The sequence below is a fragment of the Dactylosporangium sp. NPDC000555 genome, from assembly GCF_040300025.1.
GTDB lineage: Bacteria > Actinomycetota > Actinomycetes > Mycobacteriales > Micromonosporaceae > Dactylosporangium.
In genome coordinates, this window is sequence record NZ_JBEPDB010000014.1 from 54,747 (window position 1) to 79,663 (window position 24,917).

20 protein-coding genes, 1 pseudogene and 1 riboswitch are annotated in these 24,917 nt (G+C 69.4%); of the genes and pseudogenes, 13 read left to right on the forward strand and 8 right to left on the reverse strand.

All coding sequences use genetic code 11. The annotated features are described in order from the left end of the window. The first annotated feature begins 180 nt into the window (after window positions 1–180). Window positions 181–1,089: an ABC transporter permease gene (locus ABT297_RS12045; RefSeq protein ID WP_350547908.1), complete on the forward strand. Its 909-nt coding sequence runs from the start codon at window positions 181–183 to the stop codon at window positions 1,087–1,089. A 71-nt stretch (window positions 1,090–1,160) separates the two neighbouring features. Here the strand turns inward: ABT297_RS12045 and ABT297_RS12050 are convergent, their stop codons facing one another. After that, window positions 1,161–1,913, reverse strand: a complete 753-nt coding sequence (locus ABT297_RS12050; protein ID WP_350547910.1) for an ABC-2 membrane transporter-related protein — start codon at window positions 1,911–1,913, stop codon at window positions 1,161–1,163. A 50-nt stretch (window positions 1,914–1,963) separates the two neighbouring features. Here ABT297_RS12050 and ABT297_RS12055 point away from each other — a divergent pair, with 50 nt between their 5' ends. Further along, complete coding sequence (locus ABT297_RS12055) at window positions 1,964–2,617, forward strand: response regulator (RefSeq protein ID WP_350547912.1); 654 nt, start codon at window positions 1,964–1,966, stop codon at window positions 2,615–2,617. Window positions 2,618–2,661: 44 nt separating this feature from the next. Here the strand turns inward: ABT297_RS12055 and ABT297_RS12060 are convergent, their stop codons facing one another. Continuing rightward, window positions 2,662–3,771: an NDMA-dependent alcohol dehydrogenase gene (locus ABT297_RS12060; protein WP_350547914.1), complete on the reverse strand. Its 1,110-nt coding sequence runs from the start codon at window positions 3,769–3,771 to the stop codon at window positions 2,662–2,664. Window positions 3,772–3,987: 216 nt separating this feature from the next. On the opposite strand from ABT297_RS12060, the gene ABT297_RS12065 reads away from it, so the two are divergent. Together ABT297_RS12065 and ABT297_RS12070 are read left to right on the forward strand one after the other, a co-directional pair. Then, window positions 3,988–6,213, forward strand: coding sequence for a cytochrome P450/oxidoreductase (locus ABT297_RS12065; protein ID WP_350547917.1), 2,226 nt, complete (start codon window positions 3,988–3,990; stop codon window positions 6,211–6,213). Window positions 6,214–6,281: 68 nt separating this feature from the next. Beyond that, complete coding sequence (locus ABT297_RS12070; protein WP_350547919.1) at window positions 6,282–6,674, forward strand: cupin domain-containing protein; 393 nt, start codon at window positions 6,282–6,284, stop codon at window positions 6,672–6,674. Window positions 6,675–7,061: 387 nt separating this feature from the next. On the opposite strand, the pseudogene ABT297_RS12075 reads toward ABT297_RS12070, so the two are convergent. From ABT297_RS12075 to fdxA, 6 genes and pseudogenes are all read right to left on the reverse strand, one after another. Next, window positions 7,062–7,812: pseudogene (locus tag ABT297_RS12075) on the reverse strand (2-oxoacid:ferredoxin oxidoreductase subunit beta); the annotation flags it as partial. Further along, entirely contained in the window at window positions 7,805–9,664 is a 1,860-nt protein-coding gene (locus ABT297_RS12080) for a 2-oxoacid:acceptor oxidoreductase subunit alpha (protein WP_350547923.1), read from the reverse strand. The gene ABT297_RS12080 and the pseudogene ABT297_RS12075, both read right to left, overlap by 8 nt. Continuing rightward, window positions 9,661–10,839, reverse strand: coding sequence for a pre-mycofactocin synthase MftD (gene mftD / locus ABT297_RS12085; RefSeq protein WP_350547925.1), 1,179 nt, complete (start codon window positions 10,837–10,839; stop codon window positions 9,661–9,663). The genes ABT297_RS12080 and mftD overlap by 4 nt, the downstream gene beginning before the upstream one ends. Before the next feature lie 266 nt (window positions 10,840–11,105). Then, window positions 11,106–11,813, reverse strand: a complete 708-nt coding sequence (locus ABT297_RS12090) for an IclR family transcriptional regulator (protein ID WP_350547927.1) — start codon at window positions 11,811–11,813, stop codon at window positions 11,106–11,108. Window positions 11,814–12,221: 408 nt separating this feature from the next. Next, entirely contained in the window at window positions 12,222–13,193 is a 972-nt protein-coding gene (locus ABT297_RS12095; protein ID WP_350547929.1) for an NAD(P)/FAD-dependent oxidoreductase, read from the reverse strand. 85 nt (window positions 13,194–13,278) lie between these two features. Further along, window positions 13,279–13,581, reverse strand: coding sequence for a ferredoxin (gene fdxA, locus ABT297_RS12100; RefSeq protein ID WP_350547931.1), 303 nt, complete (start codon window positions 13,579–13,581; stop codon window positions 13,279–13,281). Window positions 13,582–13,820: 239 nt separating this feature from the next. Between fdxA and ABT297_RS12105 the strand changes: the two genes are divergently transcribed. The 9 genes from ABT297_RS12105 (at window position 13,821) to ABT297_RS12145 (ending at window position 24,913) form a co-directional block, all read left to right on the forward strand. Beyond that, window positions 13,821–15,146 carry an aromatic ring-hydroxylating oxygenase subunit alpha gene (locus tag ABT297_RS12105; protein ID WP_350547933.1) on the forward strand — a complete coding sequence of 442 codons (1,326 nt, stop codon included), beginning with the start codon at window positions 13,821–13,823 and terminating at the stop codon, window positions 15,144–15,146. Beyond that, the gene (locus ABT297_RS12110; RefSeq protein WP_350547935.1) at window positions 15,143–15,661 is read left to right on the forward strand and encodes an aromatic-ring-hydroxylating dioxygenase subunit beta; all 519 of its coding nucleotides are present in this window, start codon (window positions 15,143–15,145) and stop codon (window positions 15,659–15,661) included. The genes ABT297_RS12105 and ABT297_RS12110 overlap by 4 nt, the downstream gene beginning before the upstream one ends. Before the next feature lie 7 nt (window positions 15,662–15,668). Continuing rightward, window positions 15,669–16,886 carry a Dabb family protein gene (locus ABT297_RS12115; protein ID WP_350547937.1) on the forward strand — a complete coding sequence of 406 codons (1,218 nt, stop codon included), beginning with the start codon at window positions 15,669–15,671 and terminating at the stop codon, window positions 16,884–16,886. Beyond that, on the forward strand, window positions 16,850–18,076 hold the full coding sequence (locus tag ABT297_RS12120) for a hypothetical protein (RefSeq protein ID WP_350547939.1): 1,227 nt from the start codon (window positions 16,850–16,852) through the stop codon (window positions 18,074–18,076). Before ABT297_RS12115 ends, ABT297_RS12120 begins: the two co-directional genes overlap by 37 nt. Window positions 18,077–18,439: 363 nt before the next feature. Further along, complete coding sequence (locus ABT297_RS12125; protein ID WP_350547941.1) at window positions 18,440–19,291, forward strand: fumarylacetoacetate hydrolase family protein; 852 nt, start codon at window positions 18,440–18,442, stop codon at window positions 19,289–19,291. A 70-nt stretch (window positions 19,292–19,361) separates the two neighbouring features. Further along, window positions 19,362–20,525, forward strand: a complete 1,164-nt coding sequence (locus ABT297_RS12130; RefSeq protein ID WP_350547943.1) for an amidohydrolase family protein — start codon at window positions 19,362–19,364, stop codon at window positions 20,523–20,525. 26 nt (window positions 20,526–20,551) lie between these two features. Continuing rightward, window positions 20,552–21,289: an HpcH/HpaI aldolase family protein gene (locus tag ABT297_RS12135; RefSeq protein ID WP_350547945.1), complete on the forward strand. Its 738-nt coding sequence runs from the start codon at window positions 20,552–20,554 to the stop codon at window positions 21,287–21,289. A gap of 128 nt (window positions 21,290–21,417) precedes the next feature. Beyond that, window positions 21,418–22,029 (forward strand): superoxide dismutase, encoded by a 612-nt coding sequence (locus tag ABT297_RS12140; protein WP_350547947.1) that lies wholly within the window; start codon window positions 21,418–21,420, stop codon window positions 22,027–22,029. A 152-nt stretch (window positions 22,030–22,181) separates the two neighbouring features. Continuing rightward, window positions 22,182–22,393: riboswitch (cobalamin riboswitch) on the forward strand. Between the two features lie 135 nt (window positions 22,394–22,528). Further along, a complete protein-coding gene (locus tag ABT297_RS12145; protein ID WP_350547949.1) occupies window positions 22,529–24,913 on the forward strand; it encodes a ribonucleoside-diphosphate reductase subunit alpha in 2,385 nt (794 codons plus the stop codon). The last annotated feature ends 4 nt before the right edge of the window (window positions 24,914–24,917 follow it).

A 24,917-nucleotide genomic window follows, 5' to 3' on the forward strand; every position in this document is an offset into this window, starting at 1 on the left:
GCATGAGTGGTCTGGAGCGGAGCGTAGGGGCCACTCATCGGAGGCTCAGTAGGAACTCATGCGCTCGGGGGAGCGAAGCGGAGGAGAGGGCATGAGTGGTCTGGAGCGGAGCGTAGGGGCCACTCATCGGAGGCTCAGTAGGAACTCATGCGCTCGGGGGAGCGAAGCGGAGGAGAGGGCATGAGTGTGGCGGTTGATATCCAGACGATTCTGGCCGTGTCGGTGCCGCTCGCGGTGCCGCTGCTGTTCGCGGGCCTCGGGGAGTACGTCGCCCAGCGTGCGGGAGCCTTCAACCTCTCCGTCGAGGGAATGATGCTCGCCGCGGCGTTCTTCGGCGCGTTCGGCGCCTCGGCGTCGGGTTCGCCGTTGGTCGGTCTCCTGCTCGGCATCCTGGCCGGCGCCGTGGTGGCCGTCATCCACGGCAACCTGAGCCATCGGCTGCAGCTCAACACCTACGTCGTCGGTCTGTCCCTCAACGTACTGGTGCTGGGCGTGACGAACTATCTGCTGACGACGACGGCGTTCGACCTCCCGAAGGTGTCGAACCTGCGCATCCCCGGATTGGCGGACATCCCCGTCGTCGGCAAGCCGCTCTTCGACCAGCCGTGGGTCGTCTACATCATCCCACTGCTGATCATCGCGGTCTGGGCCGCCTGGCGCACCCGGTGGGGCCTGGAGATTCGCGGTGCCGGCGACGATCCGGTCGCGAGCGACCTGACCGGTATCAAGGTGAATGCCCGGCGGCGTCAGGCACTGTTGTTCTGCGGGTTGTGCGCGGGTGCCGGCGGAGCCTTCCTGTCGGTGTTCCAGGCGAGTTCCTTCACGTCCGGCATGACGGCCGGGCGCGGGTACATCGTCATCGCCGCGGTGATCTTCGGCGGGTGGATGTTGCGGGGCGTGGTCGCGGCCTGTGTCCTCTTCGGCGTCGCCGCGGGGCTGCAGCTCGCGCTGCCCGCGATCGGCCTCACGCCGTCGCCGCAGCTGCTCGTCGCCGCACCGTACCTGCTCGCGGTGGTCTCGCTGGCGCTGCTGGGCAGGCGGATGCACCAACCCTTGGCCCTCGGCCAGCCCTTCGCCCCATCCCGATAGCGAGCGACGAGAAGCGAGCGGGAGGCTTGACCATCTGGTCGCCTCCCGCTCGCTTGGGTATGAAACAGGCTTTAGCTGACCCGGCGCTGGACGCGCCACAGGCCGACCGTCGCGAGCAGCGCGCTGAACCCGAGATACAACCCCAGCTCGATCCACTGGAAGGGCCAAAACCGCCGGTTGGACTGGTAGGTCAGGTCGACGTGGAGGTCGAGCTTGCCGAGACATACCGCGGTGTCACCGAACAGACCGGTAGCGCCGGTCTTCGGGGCCTTGTCGAAACACTCGTTGAAGGCGGCGTCAGAGAGTTGGCGGCCGTCAGAGGTCAGGAACTTGCTGGTGTCGGTGACCCAGGCGTCCGGTATCTGGATTCCTCCGATGACCGGCCCGCCGGTAATGCTGCCCAGCGACCGGGCTTGGTTGATGGCGTCGGCACTCATCGGTACGGTGACCCGCTCGGTGGGCATGTAGTGCGGTCGCAGCAGGTTTGGCACGGCGAACTGCACCGCGATCACGGCCAGGAACACCAACGCCATCGCCGGCAGGGTGCGCCGGATCAGCAGCCCGGTGATGGCGCCGAAGACGAAGCCGAATGCGGCATAACCGATGGGCACGACACCGCGCGCACCGAACAGGATCGCGCTGAACCGGTCGTCGGCCACCTGGTCGACCGGGTCCGCCGCCCAGGTCAACAGCGCGCTGAGCGTGCCGGCGACGGCCATGCTGGCCCCGCCCGCGCCTCCCACCGCGGCGGGTATGGCCTGATCGGCATGCGCGAACGCGTCGAAACGCTCGGCGGTACGCTCCACGCCGGTCGCCGCCCCCACGCCGGCTGGTCGATCCTGGCCACCCTGCCGATGCACGATGGACGGTCGCGATGACCATCCGCGTCCTGATCGCCGACGACCAGGCGATGATCCGTAGTGGCCTGCGGCTCATCCTCGAGGACCAGCCGGACATCAGCGTCATCGCCGAGGCGTCGGACGGTGTCGATGCGATCGCCCAGGCCCGCCGGCTGCGCCCCGACGTCTGCCTGGTGGACATCCGCATGCCCCGGCTCGACGGCATCGAGGTGACCCGGGCACTCGCCGGGCCCGGCGTCACCCACCCGATGCGGGTCATCGTGGTCACCACGTTCGACCTCGATGAGTACGTGTACGGAGCGCTGCGCGGCGGCGCGGCCGGTTTCATCCTCAAGGACGCCGGCCCAGCCCTGCTCGTCGAGGCGGTACGCGCCGCCCACAACGGCGACGCGCTCGTCTCCCCGTCTGTCACCGTCCGGCTGCTGCGCCACCTGACCACGCCGGCAGCAGGCCCCGGCAAGTCGCTGCCGTCGCTGTCGGAACGCGAAATCGAGGTGGTCCGGGAGATCGCACGCGGCCGGACCAACCTGGAGATCGGCGCCGAGCTGTTCATCGCCCTGAGCACGGTGAAAAGCCACGTCTCGACCATCCAGACCAAGCTCAGCCTGCGCAACCGCACCGAAATCGCCGTCTGGGCCTGGGAGAACCGGATCATCGAAATCACCTGAACGGCCGCCAACGCGGTCCTGCCGCGCCGAGCCGACGATCCGCGTCAGTCGAACAGGACGACGCCGCGAAGGTTGACGCCGGCGTGCATGTCCTCGTAGCCCTGACCGATCTCGTCGAGCCGGTACGTCCTGGTGATGATCTCGTCGAGGCGAAGCGAACCGGCCCGGTACATGTCGAGCAGGTTCAGGATGTCCCACGCCGGGTTGCACTCGCCGAACAGCGAGCCCTGCAGCCGCTTCTGATACAGGGTGAGCTCGGCGAGGTTGACGGGAATCCCGGTGTCGGCGTTGTTGCCCAGGCCGGTGACCACGGCCGTGCCGCCTTTACGGATGGCGGAGAAGGCCTGGCCGATGTGCTCGGAGCGGACGACGCCCACCGTCACGATGGCCGAGTCCGCACCCTGACCGTTGCTGAACTGCCGAGCGAGCTCGGTGGCTTCGTCCATGGTCGCGACGGCGTGCGTGGCACCGAACCGCTTCGACTGCTCGCGCTTGAACGCGATCGGGTCGACCGCGATGATCGTCGTCGCTCCCGCGTGGACGGCTCCCTGGACGGCGTTGATCCCGATGCCGCCGATCCCCATCACGATGACGACCTGGCCGGGACGAACCCGCGCGGAGTTGACCGCGGCACCCCAGCCGGTGGCCACGCCGCACCCGACCAGGCACGCCTTGTCGAGCGGAAGGTCCTTCGGGACCTTGACCGCGGACCGCGCGGAGATGGTCGTCGTCTCGGTGAACGTGGAGACGCCGCACATCTGTCCGACCGGCGCGCCCGAATCGGCCATGCGCAGGCGCGGAGTGACGGGTGGCATCCACACCAGCGCGCCGTCGTCGCACAGGTTCTGCATGCCCGAGGAGCACCACCGGCAGCGTCCGCACGCCGGGAGGAAGGACATGACGACGTGGTCGCCCTCGCTCAGACCGGTCGTGCCGGGGCCGACCTTGGTGACGACGCCGGCTCCCTCGTGGCCAACGGCAAAGGGGTAGATGGCCACGGGAGAGTCGCCGACGGCGACGTGGTCATCGGAGTGACACAGGCCCGCCGCGACCATCCTGACCTGGATCTCTCCCTCGCGCGGATCCTCGACCTCGAGGTCGACCACCTCGTAAGGGCCGGGTGCATTGCGTATGATTGCGCCTTTGGTTCGCATTGGAGCCCTATCCTCGTCGTCGGTTCCGTCGGTGACGTCAGTCGGATGGTCGGTGGTCACCTCGAATGGCCCTGTGGAGGTGCCGCGCAGGGGGTGCCGAACAGACACTAAGGCAGCTTCCTGCGCTTCGCAATGCGAGACGTTGACTCGTCCTGTGAAACGCTGTTACGTTGCTCCCGCGGTTGAAATGGCGGCCATGCACACCGAGGACAGGTCATGCCAGCAGATGAGATGTTCGATCACCACTCACCCGAATGTCGCGACGACATCGTCGGTTACTACGCGGCGTTTCGGGAGAAGTGCCCCGTCGGCAGATCCACGGCCCATGAGTCGGGCTACGTCTACCTCGCTCGCTACGCCGACGTCTTCCAGGTAGCCCGCAACGACGCGCTGTTCTCGTCGACCCGCGCGGCGGGCAATCTCAGCGGAACCGCGATCGTGATCCCGAGCGGGCCGTTCGGCGAGCACCTCCAGTATCCGCTCGAGATGGATCCGCCGGACACGCTGGAGTATCGCCGCCTCCTCGACCTGATCCTGTCGCCCGCCGCAGTGGACGAGCTCCGGCCGATGATCGCCCGGCACGCGACGCGCATCGTCGACGGGTTCATCGAGAAGGGTAGCGCGGATCTTGTCCGTGAGCTGACGAATCCGCTGCCCAGCGCCGTCACGCTCGACTGGCTCGGGTTCCCGGAAGAGGACTGGGTCCGCATCGGTCGCCCGATCCACGACGTGTTCACGTCCGAGCCGGGCAGCGAGCGAGCCGCGAAGGCGATCGAGGGCGTCATCTACATGGAGCAGCGGATCGCCGAGCTCATCACGGAGCGCCGCGCGAACCCGCAGGACGACGCCATCAGCGTGCTGGTCGCGCAGCGCAAGGCGGACGGGTCCGAGTTCACCGACGCCGAACTGCTCTCCGTGATCGGCATCGCGGTCTCCGGCGGGGTCGACACGACGACGTCGTTGACCGGTTCGGTGCTCGTCCACCTCGATGAGCACCGGGACATGCGCCAGCAGCTCATCGACGCCCCCGACCTGCTGATCGACGGGACGGACGAGTTTCTGCGCCGGTACGGTCCGGTGACGGCGATGGCCCGCACGGTGACCGCGGACACGGAGCTCGGCGGCTGCCCGGTCAAGGCCGGCGAGCGGATCCTGGTGCCGTGGTTCGCCGCGAACCACGACCCGGCGGTGTTCACCAACCCGGACCAGGTCCAGCTCGATCGGGACGCCAGCAGGCATCTGGCGTTCGGTACCGGCACGCACCGGTGCCCGGGTGCGCACCTCGCCCGCGCGATGTTCCAGGAGATGATCTACCAGATCCTGACCCGGATTCCCGACTACCGCGTGAACCGCGACGGGCTCGTCGGCTACCCGTCGCGCGGCAACCACATGGGCTGGGACGTCATCCCGGCGGAGTTCACCCCGGGGACGCGCGTCGGTGCCGCAGCCGCCACGGTCTCGTCCGCCGCGCCACGCCAGGCGGGAACGTTCGACGTGGTGCTCGAGGCCGTGGAGAGCGTGGCCGATCGCGTGGTCAGGGTGACGATGCGCTCTGTCGACGGCGCCGAGCTGCCCGCCTGGCAGCCCGGTGCGCACCTTGAGATCAGGCTGCCGTCCGGGCGGCTCCGGCAGTACTCGCTGTGCGGCACCCCCGCGGACCGGCAGACCTACGAGATCGCGGTGCTGCACGAGGAGGCCGGCCGCGGAGGATCGGCCGAGTTCCACGAGATCGCGACGCCGGGGCGGACCCTGACGGTCCGTGGACCGCGCAACCACTTCCCGCTCGTCGAGGCCGAGGACTACCTTCTGCTCGCCGGGGGCATCGGTATCACGCCGATCCTCGCCATGACGCGTTCGCTGACGCACCGGGGCAAGAACCTGAAGCTCGTCTACGGAGGCCGGACGCATAGCTCCATGGCGTTCCGTGCGGAGCTGGAGACCCTGCCCGAGGCCCAGCGTGCCCTCGTCGCCCAGGACCAGCACGGGCTTCCTGACTTCCGTGCGGCGATCCAGGGTTCCGCGCCGGGGACGGCGATCTACTGCTGCGGCCCCAGCGCGATGATCACCGCGGTCCAGCAACTGTGCGACGAACTCGGCGTGCGGGATCAGCTGCACGTCGAGCGGTTCGCCGCCAGCGACGAACAAGAGGCGAGGATCGCCTCCACCGAGGACAACACGCCGTTCCAGGTGGAGCTGGCCAAGTCGGGCGTCGTGCTCGACATCCCCGTCGACAAGCGGCTGATCGACGTCGTGCGCGCCGCGATACCCGGCATCGCCTACGACTGCGAGAAGGGCTTCTGCGGCTCCTGCGAGACCCGCGTGCTGTCCGGCACGCCCGATCACCGGGACGAGGTGCTGACGGAGACCGAGCGGGAGGCCAGCGCGACGATGATGATCTGCGTGAGCCGCGCCCAGTCGCAGCGGCTGGTCCTCGACCTCTGACGCAACGCGGGCGACGGCACCGCCGTCGCCCGCGGCAACGCCGCCAAGCTCATCGAGGAGGAAGCCTGATGTCGCCACTGAATCCCGCGCTGTTCGGCAAGGTGGTCAACTGGGCCGACATACCGCAGCGGGAGATCCGGCCCGGCGTGCGGCGGCGCATCTTCGCCACCGACGAGGTGCTGATCGGGCACCACGAGCTGGAGGTGGGCATGGAGGTCAACCCCCACGCACACGAGGACTTCGACCAGCTCGTCTTCATCGAGTCCGGCCGGTGCAACTACTACGTCGACGGCGTGGCGAACGACATGCGGGCCGGGTCGTTCCTGCTCGTGCCGCGCGGCGCCGAGCACTACGTGGAGCCCACCGAGGGTCCCTGCGTGAACATCGACTTCTTCGTTCCGCCGCGCGCGGATCTCCTCGCCAAGCTGGAGCTGGACGCGGTCCTGGGCGAGCGCGACTGACCCGATCCGCGGCGCGGAGTCACACGGACCAAAACGAGAGCTGCCGACCGGCGAACCGGTCGGCAGCTCTCGACGTTGTGCGGCCGTTTCAGGCGACGGCCCAGGTGTCGTTGCCGAGCAGCAGCTTCTGCAGCGCGTCGTCGTCGCCGGGCGCCTTCGCCGCCGCGGCCTTCAGCTGGGCGGCCATGGCCTGGTCGTAGGTGGGGCGCTCGACGGAGCGGAACACGCCCATCGGGGTGTAGCGGGAGTCGAGCGACAGCCGGGACAGGGCGAAGGCGAACGAGGGGTTGTCGGCGTGGGCGTCGTGCACGACGACCCGTGGGTCGTCGGCGGCCACGTCGTGCTCGATCGCGAGCGTGCCGTGCTCGCCCCAGAGCACGGCCTTCTCGCCGTTCTTGCCGAAGCGCAGCGGCTGTCCGTGCTCGAGGCGGATGGTCCAGTCGTCGCGGGTCTCGGCGTCCTTGAGCAGGTCGAACGCGCCGTCGTTGAAGATGTTGCAGTTCTGGTAGATCTCGACCAGCGCCGTGCCGGAGTGCTCGGCGGCGGCGCGCAGCACCGACTGCAGGTGCTTGCGGTCGCTGTCGAGGGTGCGCGCGACGAACGTGGCCTCCGCGCCGAGGGCGACCGAGACGGGGTTGAACGGGTTGTCCAGCGACCCCATCGGCGTCGACTTGGTGATCTTGCCGATCTCGCTGGTGGGGGAGTACTGCCCCTTCGTCAGCCCGTAGATCCGGTTGTTGAACAGCAGGATCTTGAGGTTGACGTTGCGGCGCAGCGCGTGGATGAGGTGGTTGCCGCCGATCGACAACGCGTCGCCGTCCCCGGTGACGACCCACACCGACAGGTCGGTACGGGACGTGGACAGGCCGGTGGCGATCGCCGGCGCGCGCCCGTGGATGGAGTGCATGCCGTAGGTGTTCATGTAGTACGGGAACCGGCTGGAGCAGCCGATGCCGGACACGAACACGATGTCCTCGCGCGGGATGCCCAGCTCGGGCATGAAGCCCTGCACGGCCGCGAGGATCGCGTAGTCACCGCAGCCGGGGCACCAGCGGACCTCCTGGTCGGTCTTGAAGTCCTTCGGCTTCAGGCCGAGCGAAAGGCCACTCGGGCCCGGGCCGTGGGCTGTGTCAGCCATTCGAGATCACTTTCTGGAACATGTCGGCGAGTTCGTCGGCCTTGAACGGCAGGCCACGGATCTGGGTGACGCTGATCGCGTCGACGAGGTAGCGCGCGCGGATGAGGGTGGCGAGCTGGCCCAGGTTCATCTCGGGGATCACGACCTTGTCGTAGCGGGCCAGGATCGCGCCGAGGTCGGCCGGGAACGGGTTGAGATGCCGCAGGTGGAGCTGCGCGACCGGCAGACCGCTCCCGCGGACCTGCCGGCAGGCCGCGCCGATCGGGCCGTAGGTGGAGCCCCACCCGACCACCAGCACCCGGGCGTCGCCGGTCGGGTCGTCGACGACCAGCGGCGGCAGGGAGGCCGCGACCGCGTCGACCTTCGCCTGCCGGGTCCGGACCATGAAGTCGTGGTTGTCCGGGTCGTAGCTGATGTTGCCGGTCTTGTCCGCCTTCTCGATGCCGCCGACCCGGTGCTCCAGCCCCGCGGTGCCGGGCACCGCCCACGGCCGGGCCAGCGTCTGCGGGTCGCGCAGGTACGGCAGGAACGTGCCGTCCGGCCCGTTCGGCTCGGTGGCGAACTCGACGGTCAGATCCGGCAGCTCCGCCAGCGTGGGCACCTGCCACGGTTCGGAGCCGTTGGCGAGATAGCCGTCGGTGAGCAGGAACACCGGGGTGCGGTACGTCAGCGCGATCCGCGCCGCCTCGAGCGCGGCGTAGAAACAGTCCCCCGGCGACTGGGCGGCTACGACGGGCACCGGCGCCTCACCGTTGCGGCCGTACATCGCCTGCAGCAGGTCCGACTGCTCGGTCTTGGTCGGCAGGCCGGTGGACGGGCCGCCGCGCTGCACGTCGACGACCACGAGCGGCAGCTCCAGGGACACGGCCAGGCCGATGGTCTCGGCCTTGAGCGCGATGCCCGGCCCGGACGAGGTGGTGACCGCCAGCGCCCCGCCGAAGGCCGCGCCGAGCGCCGCGCCGATGCCGGCGATCTCGTCCTCGGCCTGGAAGGTGCGTACACCGAACCGCTTGTGCTTGCTCAGCTCGTGCAGGATGTCCGACGCCGGCGTGATCGGGTAGGCGCCCAGGTACATCGGCAGCCCGGCCCGCCGCGCCGCGGCGATCAGGCCGTACGACAGCGCCAGGTTGCCGGAGATGTTGCGGTACGTGCCGGCTGGCAGCGTCGCGGGCTTGATCTCGTAGGCGACGGCGAACGTCTCGGTCGTCTCGCCGTAGTTCCATCCCGCCTTGAACGCGGTGATGTTCGCCTCGGCGATCGCCGGCCTGCTCGCGAACTTCTGCCGGATGAAGTTCAGCGTCCCCTCCGTGGGGCGGGAGTACATCCACGACAGCAACCCCAGGGCGAACATGTTCTTCGACCGGCCGGCGTCCTTGCGGGACAGTTCGGCGCCGGCGAGGGCGTCCAGGGTCAGCTGGGTCAGGTCGACCGCGTGCACGGTGTAGCCGTCCAGCGTGCCGTCCTCGAGGGGGTTCGACGCCCATCCGATCCGGGCCAGCGCCCGCTTGGTGAAGTCATGGCTGTCGAGGATCAGCGTGCCGCCCTTCGGCACGTCGCCCAGGTTGGCCTTGAGGGCCGCGGGGTTCATCGCGACGAGGACGTCCGGCCGGTCGCCCGGGGTGAGGATGTCGTGGTCGGCGAAGTGCAGCTGGAACGACGAGACGCCGGCCAGGGTCCCCTGCGGCGCGCGGATCTCCGCCGGGAAGTTCGGCAACGTCGACAGGTCGTTGCCGAAGACCGCCGTCTCCTGGGTGAAGCGGTCGCCGGTGAGCTGCATCCCATCGCCGGAGTCGCCGGCGATGCGGATGACCACACGGTCAAGCTGCTGGGTGGGCTTCAACGTCGAAGTCATCGGGCTCCTCCGAGGACGGCGGCGAAGCCGTCGGGCGTGAGAACGTCATCGGGTGTCAGGTCGTGAACGGAAGCGCGGCACAGGCCCATGAGCGCGGAGTCGATGCCGGAGCGCAGCACGTCGAGGACGTTCTCGACGCCGGCCTGGCCGTTGGCGCCCAGACCCCACAGATAGGCGCGGCCGATCATGACGGCGCGGGCGCCGAGGGCGAGGGCCTTGACGACGTCGCTGCCGCGGCGGACGCCGCCGTCGAGCAGCACCTCGATCTGGTCGCCGACGGCCTGGGCGATCGACGGCAGGATGCGGATCGTCGCCGGGGTGCCGTCGAGGTTGTTGCCGCCGTGATTGGAGACCGAGATCGCGGTCGCGCCGGCGTCGACCGCTCGTTTCGCCTCGTCGATACGGGTAATGCCCTTGACCATGAACGGCCCGCCCCACTCCTTGCCCAGCCAGGCCACGTCGTCCCACGACGGTGGCGGTGTGTGCATCCACTCTCCGTAAGCGCCGAAGAAGGTCGGCGCCGGCTGCCCGGGCTCCTGCATGTTGGGAACGGTGAGGTCGGGGATGCGGCCGGTCCTGGCGAAGTTCTTCAGCCAGCGTGGCCGGGCCAGCGCTTCGGGCGCGAACCGCAACGCCTCGCGGGGAGTGATGCGCTCGGGGATGTGCGGGCTGCCCCAGTCGCGTCCCATCGAGAACGACCAGTCCAGCGTGGCGATGAGACCGACGGCGCCGGCGGCGCGGGCCCGGTCGACACGCCGCAGGATCTGGTCCTTCGTTCCCGACCAGTAGATCTGGAAGAAGGTCCGCGGGTTGGCCGCGACGACGTCCTCGACCGGTTTGCTGGCGAACGAGCTCAGCCCCATGGCGGTACCGCGGGCAGCGGCGGCCCGGGCGACGGCGACCTCGCCGTCGGGGTGGACGGCCTGCACGCCGGTGGGCGAAATGAGCACGGGCAGTGCGATGTCCTGGCCCATGACGCGGGTCGCCAGGTCCCGGCCGGCGGGCTGCCCGGCGGTATATGGCGCGAAGCCGAGCTCGGCGAAGGCGGCCTGGTTGTCCTCGAGGGTCACGCCGCGTTCAGAGCCTGCGACCAGCGCGCTGTAGACGGACTTGGGCAGGCGCTTCTTGGCGCGGCGCTGGGCCTCGGCAACGGATTCGAACCACGGGTTGACCATCAACCACTCCTGAACCGGCGGTAGTAATCGGGCGGACGGTGCGGGGCGTGCGGCAACCACGCAGCACACGGGCGCCGTCGGCGACATCGTCGGTGAAATGGGCGGCGGCGTGACGGACAGGGGGCGAGGGCGTGCCGGGGCGGCCGCCGTCGGGCGGCCGGGGGACCGGTCAGGGCGCGCCCGGGCCCCGCATGTCCTCGCTCAACCGCGTGCTCGTCGCACGCCGCCGAGCCCTGGACCAGTGTTGGTCCGAGTTTGTCGGAAGGCTATTCGGGGTTGCCGAGCCGCTGGGACAGGGCGCGGGTCGTCTCCAGCAGCGCCTGTGCCTGAGGGGAGTCGATGTCGGTCGAGACGCTCACCGTCGTGCCCACGATGGCCATCGCGGCGACGATGGACGAACCCTCGAAGATCGGCGCGGCGATGGTCCGCACGCCATTGATGTCCGGTGAGTTCAGCGACAGCCCGTGCTTGCGGATGGCCTCGAGCTCCTGCTCCAGCCCGGGGGATCGGCGCAGGTGCTTGGCCAGACCGGGCACCTGGTCCCGGGGCAGGAAGGTGCAGAACACCCGGCCCTGGGCGGAGTTCGTCAGATCGAGCCGCGCGCCGGATCGGACACCGATTCTTATGATGTGGTCGGTGTTGTCGGCCGAGCGCACGACCGTCGCCGTTTCTCCGTCCCACACGCTGAGCACGACGGTTTCGTCGACCGTCTTCACCAATTGGTCCATATACGGCTCGGCCGCGTCGACGATCGGCAGCCCGGCTCGGGCCGCCCCCGCGAGCGTCAATACCTGCGGGCCGAGTGAATACAGCGCGGTGCGCTCGTCGTAGCGCAGGAGGTTGGCCGCCCGCAGGGCCTTGGTGTAGCGGTGCGCCGTCGCCTTGCTCGCGCCCAGCTGGCTGGTGATCTCATTCAGGCTCAGATACGGCTTGCTGACGGTGAATGAGCTCAGGACAATGGCCGCACGCTGCACCGTCTGAATCGTCGGTGCCGCGGTGGATTCCGAGGATTCCGACTCTTGTGTCGTTCTCGGGCTCATCGGTCCTCGATTCGGGCGTCAGACACCTGGCGATCGGCGTGCTGGAGTACTATATACACGTGCATCATCCGGGATCGTTCTCGCATGGGGTGGTGGTGCGCCGCGCGGTCCCGCTCCAAGAGTCGCGTCGATGGTCTCAATGGTGCAGCGCCGGCAGTCGGTTGTCGACAAGTGATGTGACGCGACGGCCCGCGAGCAACCTCGACGACCCAGGAGCCGGGGTTCAGCCCTCCGCAGCGTCGTTTTCGGTGGTCAGCGTCGTTTTTGGTGGTCGTAGCCTAGCAGTTGTACGGCATGCGGGCGCTGTCGTAGCACGGCGATCGGGTGTTCGTCAGCACAGCATCACAGGTCCGAGGAATGGCCGGGGGTGGCCGACGAACCCGGCCGGACAACGGTGGTGATGTGGTTGACCGCGAGCGCGGCCTCGCCGAAGCCGATGGAGATCAGCTTGATCTTGCCGTCGTAGTCGGCGATGTCGCCGGCCGCGAAGACGCGGGAGAGGTTCGTGCGCATGGTGCGGTCGACGAGGATGTGCCGGCGCCGCAGTTCCAGCCCCCATCCCTCGATCGGCCCGAGGTCGGCGATGAAGCCGAGCGCGGCGACGACCGCCTGCGCGGGCAGCACCTGCTGATCGCCGGCGCGCGTCGTCACGACGACCTCCTCGACCGCGACCTCGCCACTGATCTTGTGCACCTCGTACGGTGTGAGCACGCGCACGGATGAGGCGTGCAACTGCTCGACGCTGCGCTCGTGCGCCCGGAACTGCGCCCGGCGGTGCACCAGCGTGACGCTGCGGGCGATCGGCTCCAGGCCGAGCGCCCAGTCCAGTGCCGAGTCCCCGCCGCCGACGACGACGATGTCGAGGCCGGCGAGCTCGTCCAGCCGGGGGACGAAGTAGCGCAGCCCGCGACCGGCGTACTCGGAGCCGACGGGAAGCTGGCGGGGAGTGAAGTTGCCGATGCCGGCGGTGATCAGCAACGCCTTCGCGCGCACCACCTCACCGGCGTCGGTCGTGACGTCCACACCCTCGTCGTGTTCGCGCACCGAGACGGCGCTGCTGCCGAGCAGCAGGACTGGATCCGCCTGCGCCGCCTGGGCGTACAGGGCGTCCACCAGGTCCTGGCCGCGCACCGCCGGGAAGCCGGCCACGTCGTAGATCGCCTTCTCCGGGTACAGCGCCGCGATCTGCCCGCCCACCTCGGGCAGCGAGTCGAGCAGCGCGACCTTCAGCCCGCGAAAGCCCGCATAGTAGGTGGCGTACAGCCCCGTCGGCCCGGCGCCCACGACGAGCAGGTCAACCTCGCGTTTGGTCATGCCGTCACCTCCGCTTCGCTCCGGTAGCGGCATGAGCTGAACCTGAGCCCCCGATGAGTGGCCACTCCGCTGCGCTCCGTACCACTCATGACGCCACGTCCGGGTGGTCGGCGCCGGTCCGGCCGACCTTGCGCGCTCCGCCCGGCGAGCCGAGCTCGGTGAAGAACTCCGCGTTGATCCGTTCGAACTGCCGGACCGGCTCGGGCAGGTCCTCGTGGTGGAAGATCGATACCTCCGGGCAGACCGGCTCGCAGCGGCCGCACTCGACGCACTCGTCGGGCTGGATGTACATCATGCGGTCGCCCTCGTAGATGCAGTCGACGGGGCACTCCTCGAGGCAGGACTTGTCCATGACGTCGACGCAGGACGAGGTGATGACGTACGGCATGGTCGGAGCCTCCGCTCTCGGTTTTCACATGACGAGATGCCGTTTTTCATTGCGAGACGCATAATGGCAAGCGGACCTGGTCTCGTCAACACCTCGGTGCGCTTGCGGGCTAGTCTTGACACCCCTCGTCGGCTGGGACAGTCTTAGCGCATTGTGAGATGGCATCTCATGATGCATGATAATCTGAACGAGCGAAGGAGCGGATCTCCATGCCGCAGGCGGGTCGCGACGGAGCAGGCATGCCGATGATCGTCGAGGATTGGGACCGGCTGACGTTCCGGGTGAACCGAGAGGCGTACCGCTCATCGGAGATCTTCGACCGCGAACGGGACAACGTCTGGCTGCGGAACTGGCTGTACCTCGGGCACGAGACCGAGATCGCCAAGCCGAACGACTTCATCGTACGCACCCTCGCCGGGCGGCCGTTGATCTTTTGCCGGGACGCGGGCGGCGAGGTGCGCGCCTGGCTGAACTCGTGCCCGCATCGTGGCACCGTGCTGTGCCGCGAGACGGCAGGTTCCAGCAAGCTGTTCCAGTGCTTCTACCACGCGTGGACGTTCCGCAACAACGGCGACGTCGCCGCGATCCCGGACGACTCGGCGTACGAGGGCAGTGAGGGCCTGCGCGAGAGCATGAAGCTGCGGGCCGTACCGCGCCTGGAGATTCACGAGGGCTACGTCTTCGTGTCCTTCAACCCGGACGTGCCGCCGCTGCTGGAGCATCTCGGCGACGCGGCCGACTACATGACCATGATCGAGCAGCAGCACGTCGGTGGCATGACGACGCTCCCCGGCGTACAGCTGTACAGCGTGCGGGGCAACTGGAAGCTCGCGGTCGAGAACGCGATGGACGGATACCACTTCTCTCCCACGCACAACACGTTCGTCGGGTACCTGCGCGAGAACGGGTTCGCGGTCACCGACGACGACCAGTACGCCTACAACCTCGGCAACGGCCACTCGCTGCTCGTGCTGACCGGGCACGGCGGGCGGATCAGCATGATCTGGGAGCCGCGGTTCGGCGAGGACGAGCGCGCGCGCACCGACGCCCACCGCAAGGAGATGGCGGAGCGGCTCGGGGAGCGGCGCGCGCACTACGTGGCCGACGAGAGCCACATCCTGTTCGTGTTCCCGAATCTGCTCCTGTTCGACATCGAGGGTCTCTCCATCCGCCAGCTCGAGCCGGTCAGCGCCGCTCAGACCGACGTGCGCGCCTGGCAGCTCGTGCCCCGCGTCGAGGACCCGGCCTCCCGCGCGCTGCGGATGAAGACGGTTGTCAGTTTCGTCGGCCCCGGTGGCCTGGCGACGCCCGACGACATCGAGGCGTACGAGGCGGTGCAGCGTGGCATCGAGGCCACCGCCGGCGAACGGCGCAGCGAACTGGACTTCAGCGACATGTCCCGCGGCATGGTCGACGAGGTGAAGGGCGTGCAGGGCAGATCGATCGACGAAGGCGCGATGCGGGGGTTCTGGCGGCACTGGGTCGGCGCCGCCGGTATCGACGACGGGCTGCGGGTCGTCGGCACGCGGCCGGCGAGTTTCCTGGAAGGACGGGACGTGCGATGACAGCCGTAGGCGAATACGGCGTGGTGACCGTGGCCGGGCACGCGCTGAGCCGGGCACAGGTGGAGGACTTCCTCTACGAGGAGGCCGACATCCTGGACGCCTGGCGCTATGACGACTGGCTGGCGCTGTTCGTGGAGGGCGCTCGCTACGAGATCCCGACCACCGACTACACCGGCTTGTCGTTGCACGAGTCCGGCTCGTTCGTCGACGACGACTTCGATCTGCTGCAGGCCCGGGTCAAGCGGCTCAAGTCGCGCAAGGCGCACGCCGAGAACCCGCACTCGCGCACGCACCGGCTCGTCTCGAACGTGCGCGCGTTCGCGCACGAGGACAAGCTCCGGGTGACCGCGTCGTTCGTGGTGCACCGCGCGCGTGACGGGCAGTTCGACACCTACGTCGGGCGCTACGAGCACCTCCTGCTGCCCACGGACGACGGGCTGCGCTTCTGGCTGCGCCGGTCCATCCTCACGCATGAGGCGCTGCCGCCCGGTGCGCGCCTGAGCTTCATTCTCTAGGGACGCCATGATCAGGCACACGCTTTCCTTCCGGTTCAAGGACGAGGTCCCCGCGGAGGTCCGCGAGTCGGTGCTCGCGACGCTCGCCACGTTCCCGGACCGCTACCCGGCGATGCGGAACTGGTCGATGGGCCAGAACATCAGCACCCGGGACACGACCTTCACGCACGCCATGTCCGTCGAGTTCGCCACCAACGACGACCTGCTCGGCTACCTGCGCAGCGACTCGCACGAGAGCTTCGTGCGTGAGACGTGGCGGCCGGTGATCGCCCAGCAGGCCATCACGGCTTACGAGTACACCGAACGGCCGGAGGCCGCCGCCAGAAGGGCACTGCAGATGACGAAGAGCGAGCGGCCGCGCGGCCCGTACGGTATGGAGTACGCCCGCATCGAGGTGCCCGACATGCAGGCGACCATCGACTTCCTCGAGTACCACGTCGGGCTGCAGCTCGAGCAGCGCACCGACGAGTACGCGTACCTGCGCGCCGACATCGAGCACCACTCGATCGAGCTGATCAACGCGCCGGAGCGCGAGAACGGCTGGACCGTGGCCGTGGGCTACAGCGTCGAGAACGAAGAGGTTCTCGAACAGCTGCGCAAGCGGGTGCTCAACGCCGGCCTGGAGGTGCTGCCGCTGCAGGAACGCCAGGCGGCGCTGTGCGACAACGGCTTCGCCGTCAAGGACCCGGACGGCCTCATCGTCGAGCTGTTCACGGAGTTCCAGGAGTACGCCGAGGCGCCGCACATCGAGATCCGCCCGCTCGACCTCGTGCACCCGTTCATCGCGACCTCGCGGTACGAGGAGAGCCTCGACTTCTACACCAACGTGCTGGGCTTCCTGCACTCCGACTACGTCGTCGGCTCCACCACGTTCCTGCGGTGCGAGGACCGCTACCACCACAGCCTCGCCATCCAGAAGAACACCGAGCACTACGTGGCACACCTGTGCTTCGCCATGAAGAGCCTGGATCACGTCATGCGGATGCGGGCGCGGGCGCTGTACAAGGGCGCGCCGATCGCCTCGGACATCGTCAACCACTCCGCGTCGACGTCGATCGCGTTCTACATGCACGATCTCCGGTTCGGCCCGCGCTTCGAGCTGTGCGACCGGCACCGGGTCTTCACCCCCGAGGAGCACGAGACCCACCGTCCCCGCAGGATGCCGGCCGACCCGCGCAACATCGACGTGTGGCGCCCGGCCTCGGACGACTGGGGCCGTTTCTGAGCACCGAGGTCCTCGACGTCCTGCGCGTCCTGGACGCGACGCCGGCCCCGCACGGTCACGAGCTCGCCGCCGCCATGGCGCTGCGGGACTGGTGTGCCGCGCGGTGGCCGGACATCGCCTGGACGGTGCAGCGGTACTCGCCTGAGGGGGCGAACCTGGTGGCGTCCTGCGGCGCCGGCCCGCTGCTGTACTCGCACCTGGACACGTCGCTGAACGCGGCGGAGTCCGAGGCCGCGATCACCGGCCGGGCGGACGGCTGCGGCCCGTTGCGCGTGCGGGACGGCCGGGTCGACGGGTTCGGGCTGGGCGTGGCGCGGGGGCCCGCGGCGGCCGCACTGGCCGGTTTCGTGACCGCCCGCCGTGGCAGTCTTCTGCTCGCCGGTTCGGGGACGCATCGCCGCGGCGGTGCGTCCGCGGGCGTGCTGGCGTACCTGGCTCACCATCCGCGACCGCCGGCCGCGATCGTGGCCAAGTGCGGGCCGCCCACGGTGCTCTGGGAGGAGCCCGGCGCGCTGTACCTGCGGGTGGAGGTCACCGGCGGCTACGGCGCGGCGCTGGCTCCCGATTCGGCGGTACCGTCCGGGGGTATCGCGGCGTATGCGGGCCAGATCCTCGCCGCCGTCAGCGCCTGGCGCGACAGCTACCTGGGCAGCCGCCCGCCGGCGGGGCAGATCGGCCCCCAGGTCGGGGTGGGCGCGATCCGCTCCGGCTCGACCGCCAAGCCGGATCTCCTGCCCGCGCGGGTGCGGCTGGACCTCTACGTGGTCACCATGCCGGGGGAGGAGCCGGTCCGCCTGGCCGCGGAGGTCGAGGCCCGTCTGCGGGTCGCGATGGCCGGCACCGCGCTCGGGGATTGCACCGTCGGCGTCACGGCCGAGCCGCTCCACCCAGCGGCCGGCACGCCGCGGGACGCACCCATCGTGAGCGCCGCCCGGCGGCTCTGGCAGGCCGAGTTCGGCGGTGCGCCACCCCCGATCGCCGGATGGACCGGATCGACCGATGGCGTGGTGCTGCGCACACACGGCATCGACACGGTGCGGCTCGGGCCGCAGAGCGGTCGCTCGCCGGACGATCCCCGCCGGGAGACGCTCGCGGTCGATCAGCTCGTCGCATTCAGCCGCATCTACGCGGCCCTGCTTTCCGACCCGTCACCATCGCTCGATCGTCGAGGAGGCTCGACCGGCGCGTGAAGTCGCCGGATGCCCGGCCCGGCGCCTGTAGGGCGTCGGGCCGTTGGTCTCGTCGACGGTTCACGGCACCGCGACGAGTCTTGAGCATGCCCGCAAGCTGCCGACCACAGTGGACGCTTACCGGCTTCGATCAATGGTCGTGGCTCACAGCGCGACGGGCCCGACCCCGGTCGTTCGCGCCCGGGCGTGGGGCATGCGCACCAGCCCGGCGTTGACTCGGATGTAACTGTGCAGCTCACACGCCGTTTCCATGGCTCTGCGTGCCCTCCCGCCGCCGAATCCGGGCGGCGTCGAGGGCTCGTTCGCAGTGCCCTCCCTCACGCCTGGCGTATCGCTTGACACGATGCCATCTCGCATTGAAAGATGACCTCTGTGCAGGTGGTGTCTACTGTGTTCGGCGTCGGGCGTGTCGAGAACGACGAGATCGCCGTCCTCGACACGCCGTTTCCACATGTTGGTGCGGTCATCGAAGCAACGGGATCGCTGGATGTTCTGACCCGGAGCCCGGTGCGTCAGCGCGTGCCGCTGCAAGGCGCGGCGCTGCTCGCTCCCTTGGGTACGCCTCGGTCGGTCTGGGGTGTCGGACTCAACTATCGGTCGAAGGCCGCGCATACCGGCCGGGGCCTGCCGAGTGAGCCGATCCTGTACCTCGGTGCGCCGTCGGCCGTGCTGGCACCGGACGCCGAGGTGGCGATCCCGACCGGGCGGACGGCCGAGATGGACTACGAGGGAGAGATCGCGATCGTCATCGGCCGGCGTCTCTACCGCGCCGCTGCCGAGCAGGTGTGGCCGAGCGTTGCCGGCATCACCGCCGCGAACGACATGACAGCGCGCGACGTCATGCGTGCCACGGCCGCGCCCACGCTGGCCAAGAGCTTCCCGGGCTTCAATCCGCTCGGTGCCTCGGTGTGCACGGTGGACGAGTTCGCCGACCGCGACCGCATCCCGATCCGTACCTGGCTCAACGGCGAACTGCGCCAGGACGACACCAGCGACGGCATGATCTTCAGCGTGCCCGACCTGCTGGCGCGCATCTCCTGGTTCGCCGCGCTCGAGCCGGGCGACGTCGTGCTGACGGGCACGCCCGCCGGCACCGGACAGGATCGCGGCAGCTACCTCGGGCCCGGTGACCGGATCCGGATCGAGGTCGGCCCCGTCCTGCCGCTCGTCACGACCGTCGAGGCGCCATCGCGCGATCGCCCGGATGCGGGCTGAACGGCAAGCCACACCCATTGATTCATTACCTGTCCGCCACGGCAACGTGCGAACCCTGTGAGGTCCCCAAGTGTCAGATCCAAGTCTGTCGAAGTTCGATCTCGTCCTTGCCGGTGGCACCGTCCTGGATCCCGCCTCCGGTACCAACACGCGCAGCGACGTCGCGATCAGCGGCACCCGGATCGGCGCGATCGGCCCGGACCTGGCGGCGCGGGGCGTACAGGTTCTGGACTGCACTGGTTCGACCGTGGTGCCCGGCCTGGTCGAGGGGCACAGCCACATCTTCCAGCACGTGTCCAAGGTGGGAGCGCCCGCCGAGGAAGCCCACCTGCGTCGCGGCGTCGTCGCGGTGGCCGACGCGGGCACGGCGGGGGCGTCGACGTTCGCCGCATTCCGCAAGCTGGTCGTCGAGAGCAACGACCTGCGCATCGTGAACTTCCTCAACGTGTCGGTGCTCGGCCTCATCGACTTCCGCTTCGGCGAGCTGATGAACCCGGACACGCTCGTGGTCGAGGATGCTCTGGCGACCGCGGCGGAGAACCCGGATGTAGTGCGCGGCTTCAAGATTCGCCTCTCCGAGGATGTCGTCGGGCACAACTGGGAGGCGTTGCTCAAGAAGTCGATCGTGCTCGCCGAGCAGGCCGGGCTGCCGCTGATGGTGCACATCGGCGAAACCGAGGCGCCGCTGCCGGTGGTTCTGGACTTCCTGCGCCCCGGCGACGTCGTCGCGCACTGCTACACCGGCAAGCCGCACGGCATCCTCGACGGCGACGCCGTGCTGCCCCAGGTCATCGCGGCGCGCGAGCGCGGCGTGCTGTTCGACTCGGCGCACGGCAAGAGCAACCTCAGCTTCGAGGTGGCCAGGCGCGCGATCAGCGCCGGCTTCCTGCCCGACGTCCTCAGCTCGGACACCAGCGCCCGAAACTGGCGCGGCCCGGTCTTCGACCTGCTCACCAGCATCTCCAAGCTGGTGGCGCTCGGCGCGCCGTTCGAGGAGTGCATCCGGCGCGCGACGGTCACGCCCGCGGCCCTGCTCGGCCTGGACGCCGAGGGTTACGGCCGGCTCGAGGTCGGTGGCCGGGCGGACGTCACGGTGCTGACCGAGACGAGTGAGGTCGAGCTGCCCGATGCGGCCGGCAACTCCATCGTCGCGCCGCGCTTCGAGCCGACCATCGTCATCCGTAACGGCGCCCGGGTGCAGACCGTTCCGTGGCGGGGCGGCGTCTCGGCATGAGCTCGGTCCACGGACACCGGCGCGCCTTGAGGGCCGAACTGGCGGCCGGTCACCGCCTGGTCGGCACCTTCGTGAAGCTGGCCAACGCCGACGTCGTCGAAATGGCGGCGGACGCGGGATTCGACTTCGTGGTCGTCGACCTCGAACACTCGACGCTCACCGAGGCGGACGCCATCGGCCTGGTTCGGCACGCGGATGTCTGTGGCATACCGGCGCTGGTCCGCGTCCCGGCCGTCGAGCCGGCGCTGATCGCGCGGCTTCTGGAGAACGGGGCGGTCGGCATCCAGCTGTCGATGCTGCGTACCGCCGAGCAGGCGCGTCGCCTGGTGGCCGCGACGCGCTTCGCCCCGTCCGGCGAGCGATCGGTCAGCCTCGCCAACCGGGTGGCCGGTTTCGGCGCCGCCTCGCTGCGGGCTTTCTTGCGCTCGGAGGCCGAGGCTCCGCCGATGCTGGTCGGTCAGATCGAGACCGCGATCGCCGAGCCATGGCCGGACGTGCTCCACGGCCTGGACGTGGCGTTCGTCGGCACCACCGACCTGTCGGTGAGCCTGGGTCTGCCGTCCAGCGGCGAGCTGTCGGCGCAGGTGGAGCTGGTGGCGTCGGCCGCGCGGGCGGCGGGGGCGGCATTCGGCGGTTGGTCCGCGAGCGTGGACGCGGCCTCCGCGCAGGGACTGGCGGGGGCCGGGTACCTGATCGTCGGGTCGGACCTGCAGATCCTCGCGGCGGGCCTGCGGGCCGCCATGACCTCGGAGCGCGGCAACTGACGGCGGCCAGGGCTACCTGGCCGCCGTTCGCCTGTGCTTCGCATCACCTTCCGTTCCGTGCCCCTCTCCGGCTTATTGCAAGATAATTGCAGAAGCAATTTACTGGCATAAAATGGAGAGGACCGCGGATGGCTGTCTACACGCTGCCCGACCTGGCCTACGATTACGGCGCCCTGGAGCCGGCGATGTCCGGGCAGATCCTGGAGCTGCACCACAGCAAGCACCATGCCGCCTACGTCAAGGGCAGCAACGACGCCCTGGACCAGCTTGCCGAGCTGCGCGAGAAGGGCGACTTCGGCGCCCTGGTCGGGCTCGAGAAGACGCTGGCGTTCAACCTGTCCGGGCACGTGCTGCACTCGGTCTTCTGGAACAACCTCTCGCCCGATGGCGGCGACCGCCCCGACGGCGAGCTCGCCGACGCGATCACCGAGCACTTCGGCTCGTTCGAGGCGTTCGCGGGCCAGCTGTCCAGCGCGACCAAGAGCGTGCAGGGCTCCGGCTGGGGCGTGCTCGCCTGGGAGCCGCTCGGCCGGCGGCTCCTGGTGGAGCAGGTGTACGACCACCATGGCAACGTCGGGCAGGGCTCCACCCCGCTGCTGGTGTTCGACGCCTGGGAGCACGCCTACTACCTGCAGTACAAGAACGTCCGCCCGGACTACGTCGACCGGCTCTGGGGCCTCGTCAACTGGGCCGACGTCCAGGCCCGCTACGCCGCCGTGACCGCGGCACGGGCCGCCTGACCCGGCCGGGCGCACCGTCGTCCGCCCGCACGACCCCGGCGGCCCAGTGCGCCGCCGGGGTCACCTCCACCCGGGCATCACGCACGGTGATGCGATGTAGGCGACACGCCGACACACGATCTGGTGTTTCCGATTCTCAGCGAATCCCATATATGGTGTTGCCCGCAGCTGGTTCGCTCGTCCCGCCAGGACGGGTGTCGCAAGAGGGAATCCGGTGTGAGTCCGGGACTGCCCCGCAGCGGTAAGTGGGAACGAAAGCCGTCATCAAGCACTGGGCCGCAGGGTCTGGGAAGCGACGGTCGGTAGGCGACCGAGCCCGGTCATGCCCGCGAGTCCGAAGACCTGCCAGCGCACCGCGGGCCAATCGGGCCCGCAGTGGTCGGAGACCGCGCGGGACGGTCGATGCCGACGCCAGATGACGGCGCATGCCGTCGTCCGGTGCCGTCGTCCCCTGCGCGCCCCCTCCGGAGTCGGCACACGGGTGGACGAGGGGACACACATGACGGTCACGCGGGACAAGGCCGCGCCCGGGCAGGGAGCGCCGGAGCAGCGGCGGCATGCTATGCAGGTCCGCAAACGCGACGGCGACCTGGAGCCGGTCGACGTCAACAAGATCGTCAAGGCCGTCGAGCGGTGGGTCGGCGACCTGGACGAGATCGACCCGCTGCGGGTGGCCACGAAGACGATCAGCGGCCTCTACGACGGCGCCACCACCGCCGAGCTGGACAAGCTGTCGATCCAGACCGCCGCCGAGCTCATCGGCGAGGAGCCGCAGTATTCCCGCCTCGCCGCCCGGCTCCTGGCCTCGTTCGTCGACAAGGAGGTCCGCGGTCAGGGCATCGCCAGCTTCAGCCAGTCGATCCGCTATGGCCACCAGCAGGGGCTGATCGGCGACGAGACGGCCGCGTTCGTGGCCCGCAATACCCGCAAGTTCGACGACGCCGTCGACCTCGACGGGGACCTGCGTTTCGAGTACTTCGGCCTGCGCACGGTCGCCGACCGATACCTGCTGCGCCACCCCGAGACCCGGCTGGTCGTCGAGACGCCGCAGTACTGGCTGCTGCGCGTGGCGTGCGGGCTGTCGCAGACGCCGGCGGAGGCGATCGGGTTCTACCGGCTGATGTCCAGCCTGGCGTATCTGCCGAGCTCGCCGACGCTGTTCAACTCGGGCACCCGGCACACCCAGATGTCGTCGTGCTTCCTGGTGGACTCGCCGCGGGACGAGCTGGACTCGATCTACGAGCGGTATCACCAGGTGGCGAAGCTGTCGAAGTTCTCCGGCGGCATCGGCATCTCGTGGTCGCGCGTGCGGGGGCGGGGCGCGCTGATCCGCGGTACCAACGGGAAATCCAACGGCATCGTGCCCTTCCTCAAGACCCTCGACGCCGGCGTCGCCGCGGTGAACCAGGGCGGTCGGCGCAAGGGCGCGGCGTGCGTCTACCTGGAGCCGTGGCACCCGGACATCGAGGAGTTCCTCGAGCTGCGGGACAACACGGGCGAGGAGTCCCGCCGCACCCACAACCTGAACCTGGCCAACTGGATCCCGGACGAGTTCATGCGCCGCGTCGAGGCCGACGCCGACTGGTCGCTCGTCGACCCGTCCGACGCGCCCGAGCTGCCGGACCTGTTCGGCGCCGAGTTCGACGAGGCGTACCGGGCTGCGGAGAAGCGGGCCGTCCGGACCGTCAAGGCCCGCGAGCTGTACGGCAAGATGATGCGCACCCTCGCGCAGACCGGCAACGGCTGGATGACCTTCAAGGACCGCTCCAACGCCCTGTCGAACCAGACCGGGGCGCCGGGCAACACCATCCACCTGTCGAACCTGTGCACCGAGATCGTCGAGGTCAACAGCGACGACGAGACCGCGGTGTGCAACCTCGGCTCGATCAACCTCGGCGCCCACGTCACCGCCGACGGCGTCGACTGGGAGCGGCTGCGCGAGACCGTCCGCACTGCCGTGGTCTTCCTCGACCGGGTCATCGACATCAACTACTACCCGTCGGCGCAGGCGGCCACGTCCAACCCGCGCTGGCGGCCGGTCGGCCTCGGCCTGATGGGCCTGCAGGACGCGTTCTTCACGCTGCGGCTGCCGTTCGACTCGCCCGAGGCCCGGGAGCTGTCCACGCGCGTGCAGGAGGAGATCCTGCTCACCGCGCTGGAGACCTCCGCCGGCCTCGCCGAACACTTCGGGCCGCACCCGGCGTTCGCCGAGACCCGCGCCGCGGGCGGCGTGCTGCACCCCGACCTCTGGGACGCCGAACCCGCCCATGCCGAGCGGTGGGCGGCGCTGCGGACCAGCATCGCCGAGCACGGGCTGCGCAACTCGCTGCTCGTCGCGATCGCCCCGACCGCGACGATCGCGTCGATCGCCGGCTGCTACGAGTGCATCGAGCCGCAGGTGTCCAACCTGTTCAAGCGCGAGACCATGTCGGGGGAGTTCCTGCAGATCAACACGTACCTGGTGCGCGAGCTCAAGGCCCGGGGGCTGTGGACCTCGGCGATCCGCGAGCGGATCAAGCGCGCGGAGGGCTCGGTGCAGAGCATCGCCGAACTGCCGGCGGAGATCCGTGAGCTGTTCCGCACGGCCTGGGAGCTGCCGCAGCGGGCGCTGATCGACCTCGCCGCCACCCGGGCGCCCTACATCGACCAGTCGCAGTCGCTCAACCTGTTCATGAGTGCCCCGACGATCGGCAAGCTGTCCTCGATGTACCTGCACGCCTGGAAGTCGGGGCTGAAGACCACCTATTACCTGCGCTCGCGCCCGGCCACCCGGATTCAGCAGGCCACCGTATCCGTCGCACCTGCGGTCTCGCTGATCGCCCCGCCCGCCGAGGCCGTCGCCTGTTCCCTGGAGAACCCCGAGTCCTGCGAGGCGTGCCAGTGAGCCT

Coding starts and splice junctions, on each gene's coding strand:
- ABT297_RS12045 (WP_350547908.1), top strand. CDS start 181: ATGAGTGTGGCGGTTGATATCCAGACGATTCTGGCCGTGTCGGTGCCG.
- ABT297_RS12055 (WP_350547912.1), top strand. CDS start 1,964: ATGACCATCCGCGTCCTGATCGCCGACGACCAGGCGATGATCCGTAGT.
- ABT297_RS12060 (WP_350547914.1), bottom strand. CDS start 3,771: ATGCGAACCAAAGGCGCAATCATACGCAATGCACCCGGCCCTTACGAG.
- ABT297_RS12065 (WP_350547917.1), top strand. CDS start 3,988: ATGCCAGCAGATGAGATGTTCGATCACCACTCACCCGAATGTCGCGAC.
- ABT297_RS12070 (WP_350547919.1), top strand. CDS start 6,282: ATGTCGCCACTGAATCCCGCGCTGTTCGGCAAGGTGGTCAACTGGGCC.
- ABT297_RS12080 (WP_350547923.1), bottom strand. CDS start 9,664: ATGACTTCGACGTTGAAGCCCACCCAGCAGCTTGACCGTGTGGTCATC.
- mftD (WP_350547925.1), bottom strand. CDS start 10,839: ATGGTCAACCCGTGGTTCGAATCCGTTGCCGAGGCCCAGCGCCGCGCC.
- ABT297_RS12095 (WP_350547929.1), bottom strand. CDS start 13,193: ATGACCAAACGCGAGGTTGACCTGCTCGTCGTGGGCGCCGGGCCGACG.
- fdxA (WP_350547931.1), bottom strand. CDS start 13,581: ATGCCGTACGTCATCACCTCGTCCTGCGTCGACGTCATGGACAAGTCC.
- ABT297_RS12105 (WP_350547933.1), top strand. CDS start 13,821: ATGCCGATGATCGTCGAGGATTGGGACCGGCTGACGTTCCGGGTGAAC.
- ABT297_RS12110 (WP_350547935.1), top strand. CDS start 15,143: ATGACAGCCGTAGGCGAATACGGCGTGGTGACCGTGGCCGGGCACGCG.
- ABT297_RS12115 (WP_350547937.1), top strand. CDS start 15,669: ATGATCAGGCACACGCTTTCCTTCCGGTTCAAGGACGAGGTCCCCGCG.
- ABT297_RS12125 (WP_350547941.1), top strand. CDS start 18,440: ATGACCTCTGTGCAGGTGGTGTCTACTGTGTTCGGCGTCGGGCGTGTC.
- ABT297_RS12140 (WP_350547947.1), top strand. CDS start 21,418: ATGGCTGTCTACACGCTGCCCGACCTGGCCTACGATTACGGCGCCCTG.
- ABT297_RS12145 (WP_350547949.1), top strand. CDS start 22,529: ATGACGGTCACGCGGGACAAGGCCGCGCCCGGGCAGGGAGCGCCGGAG.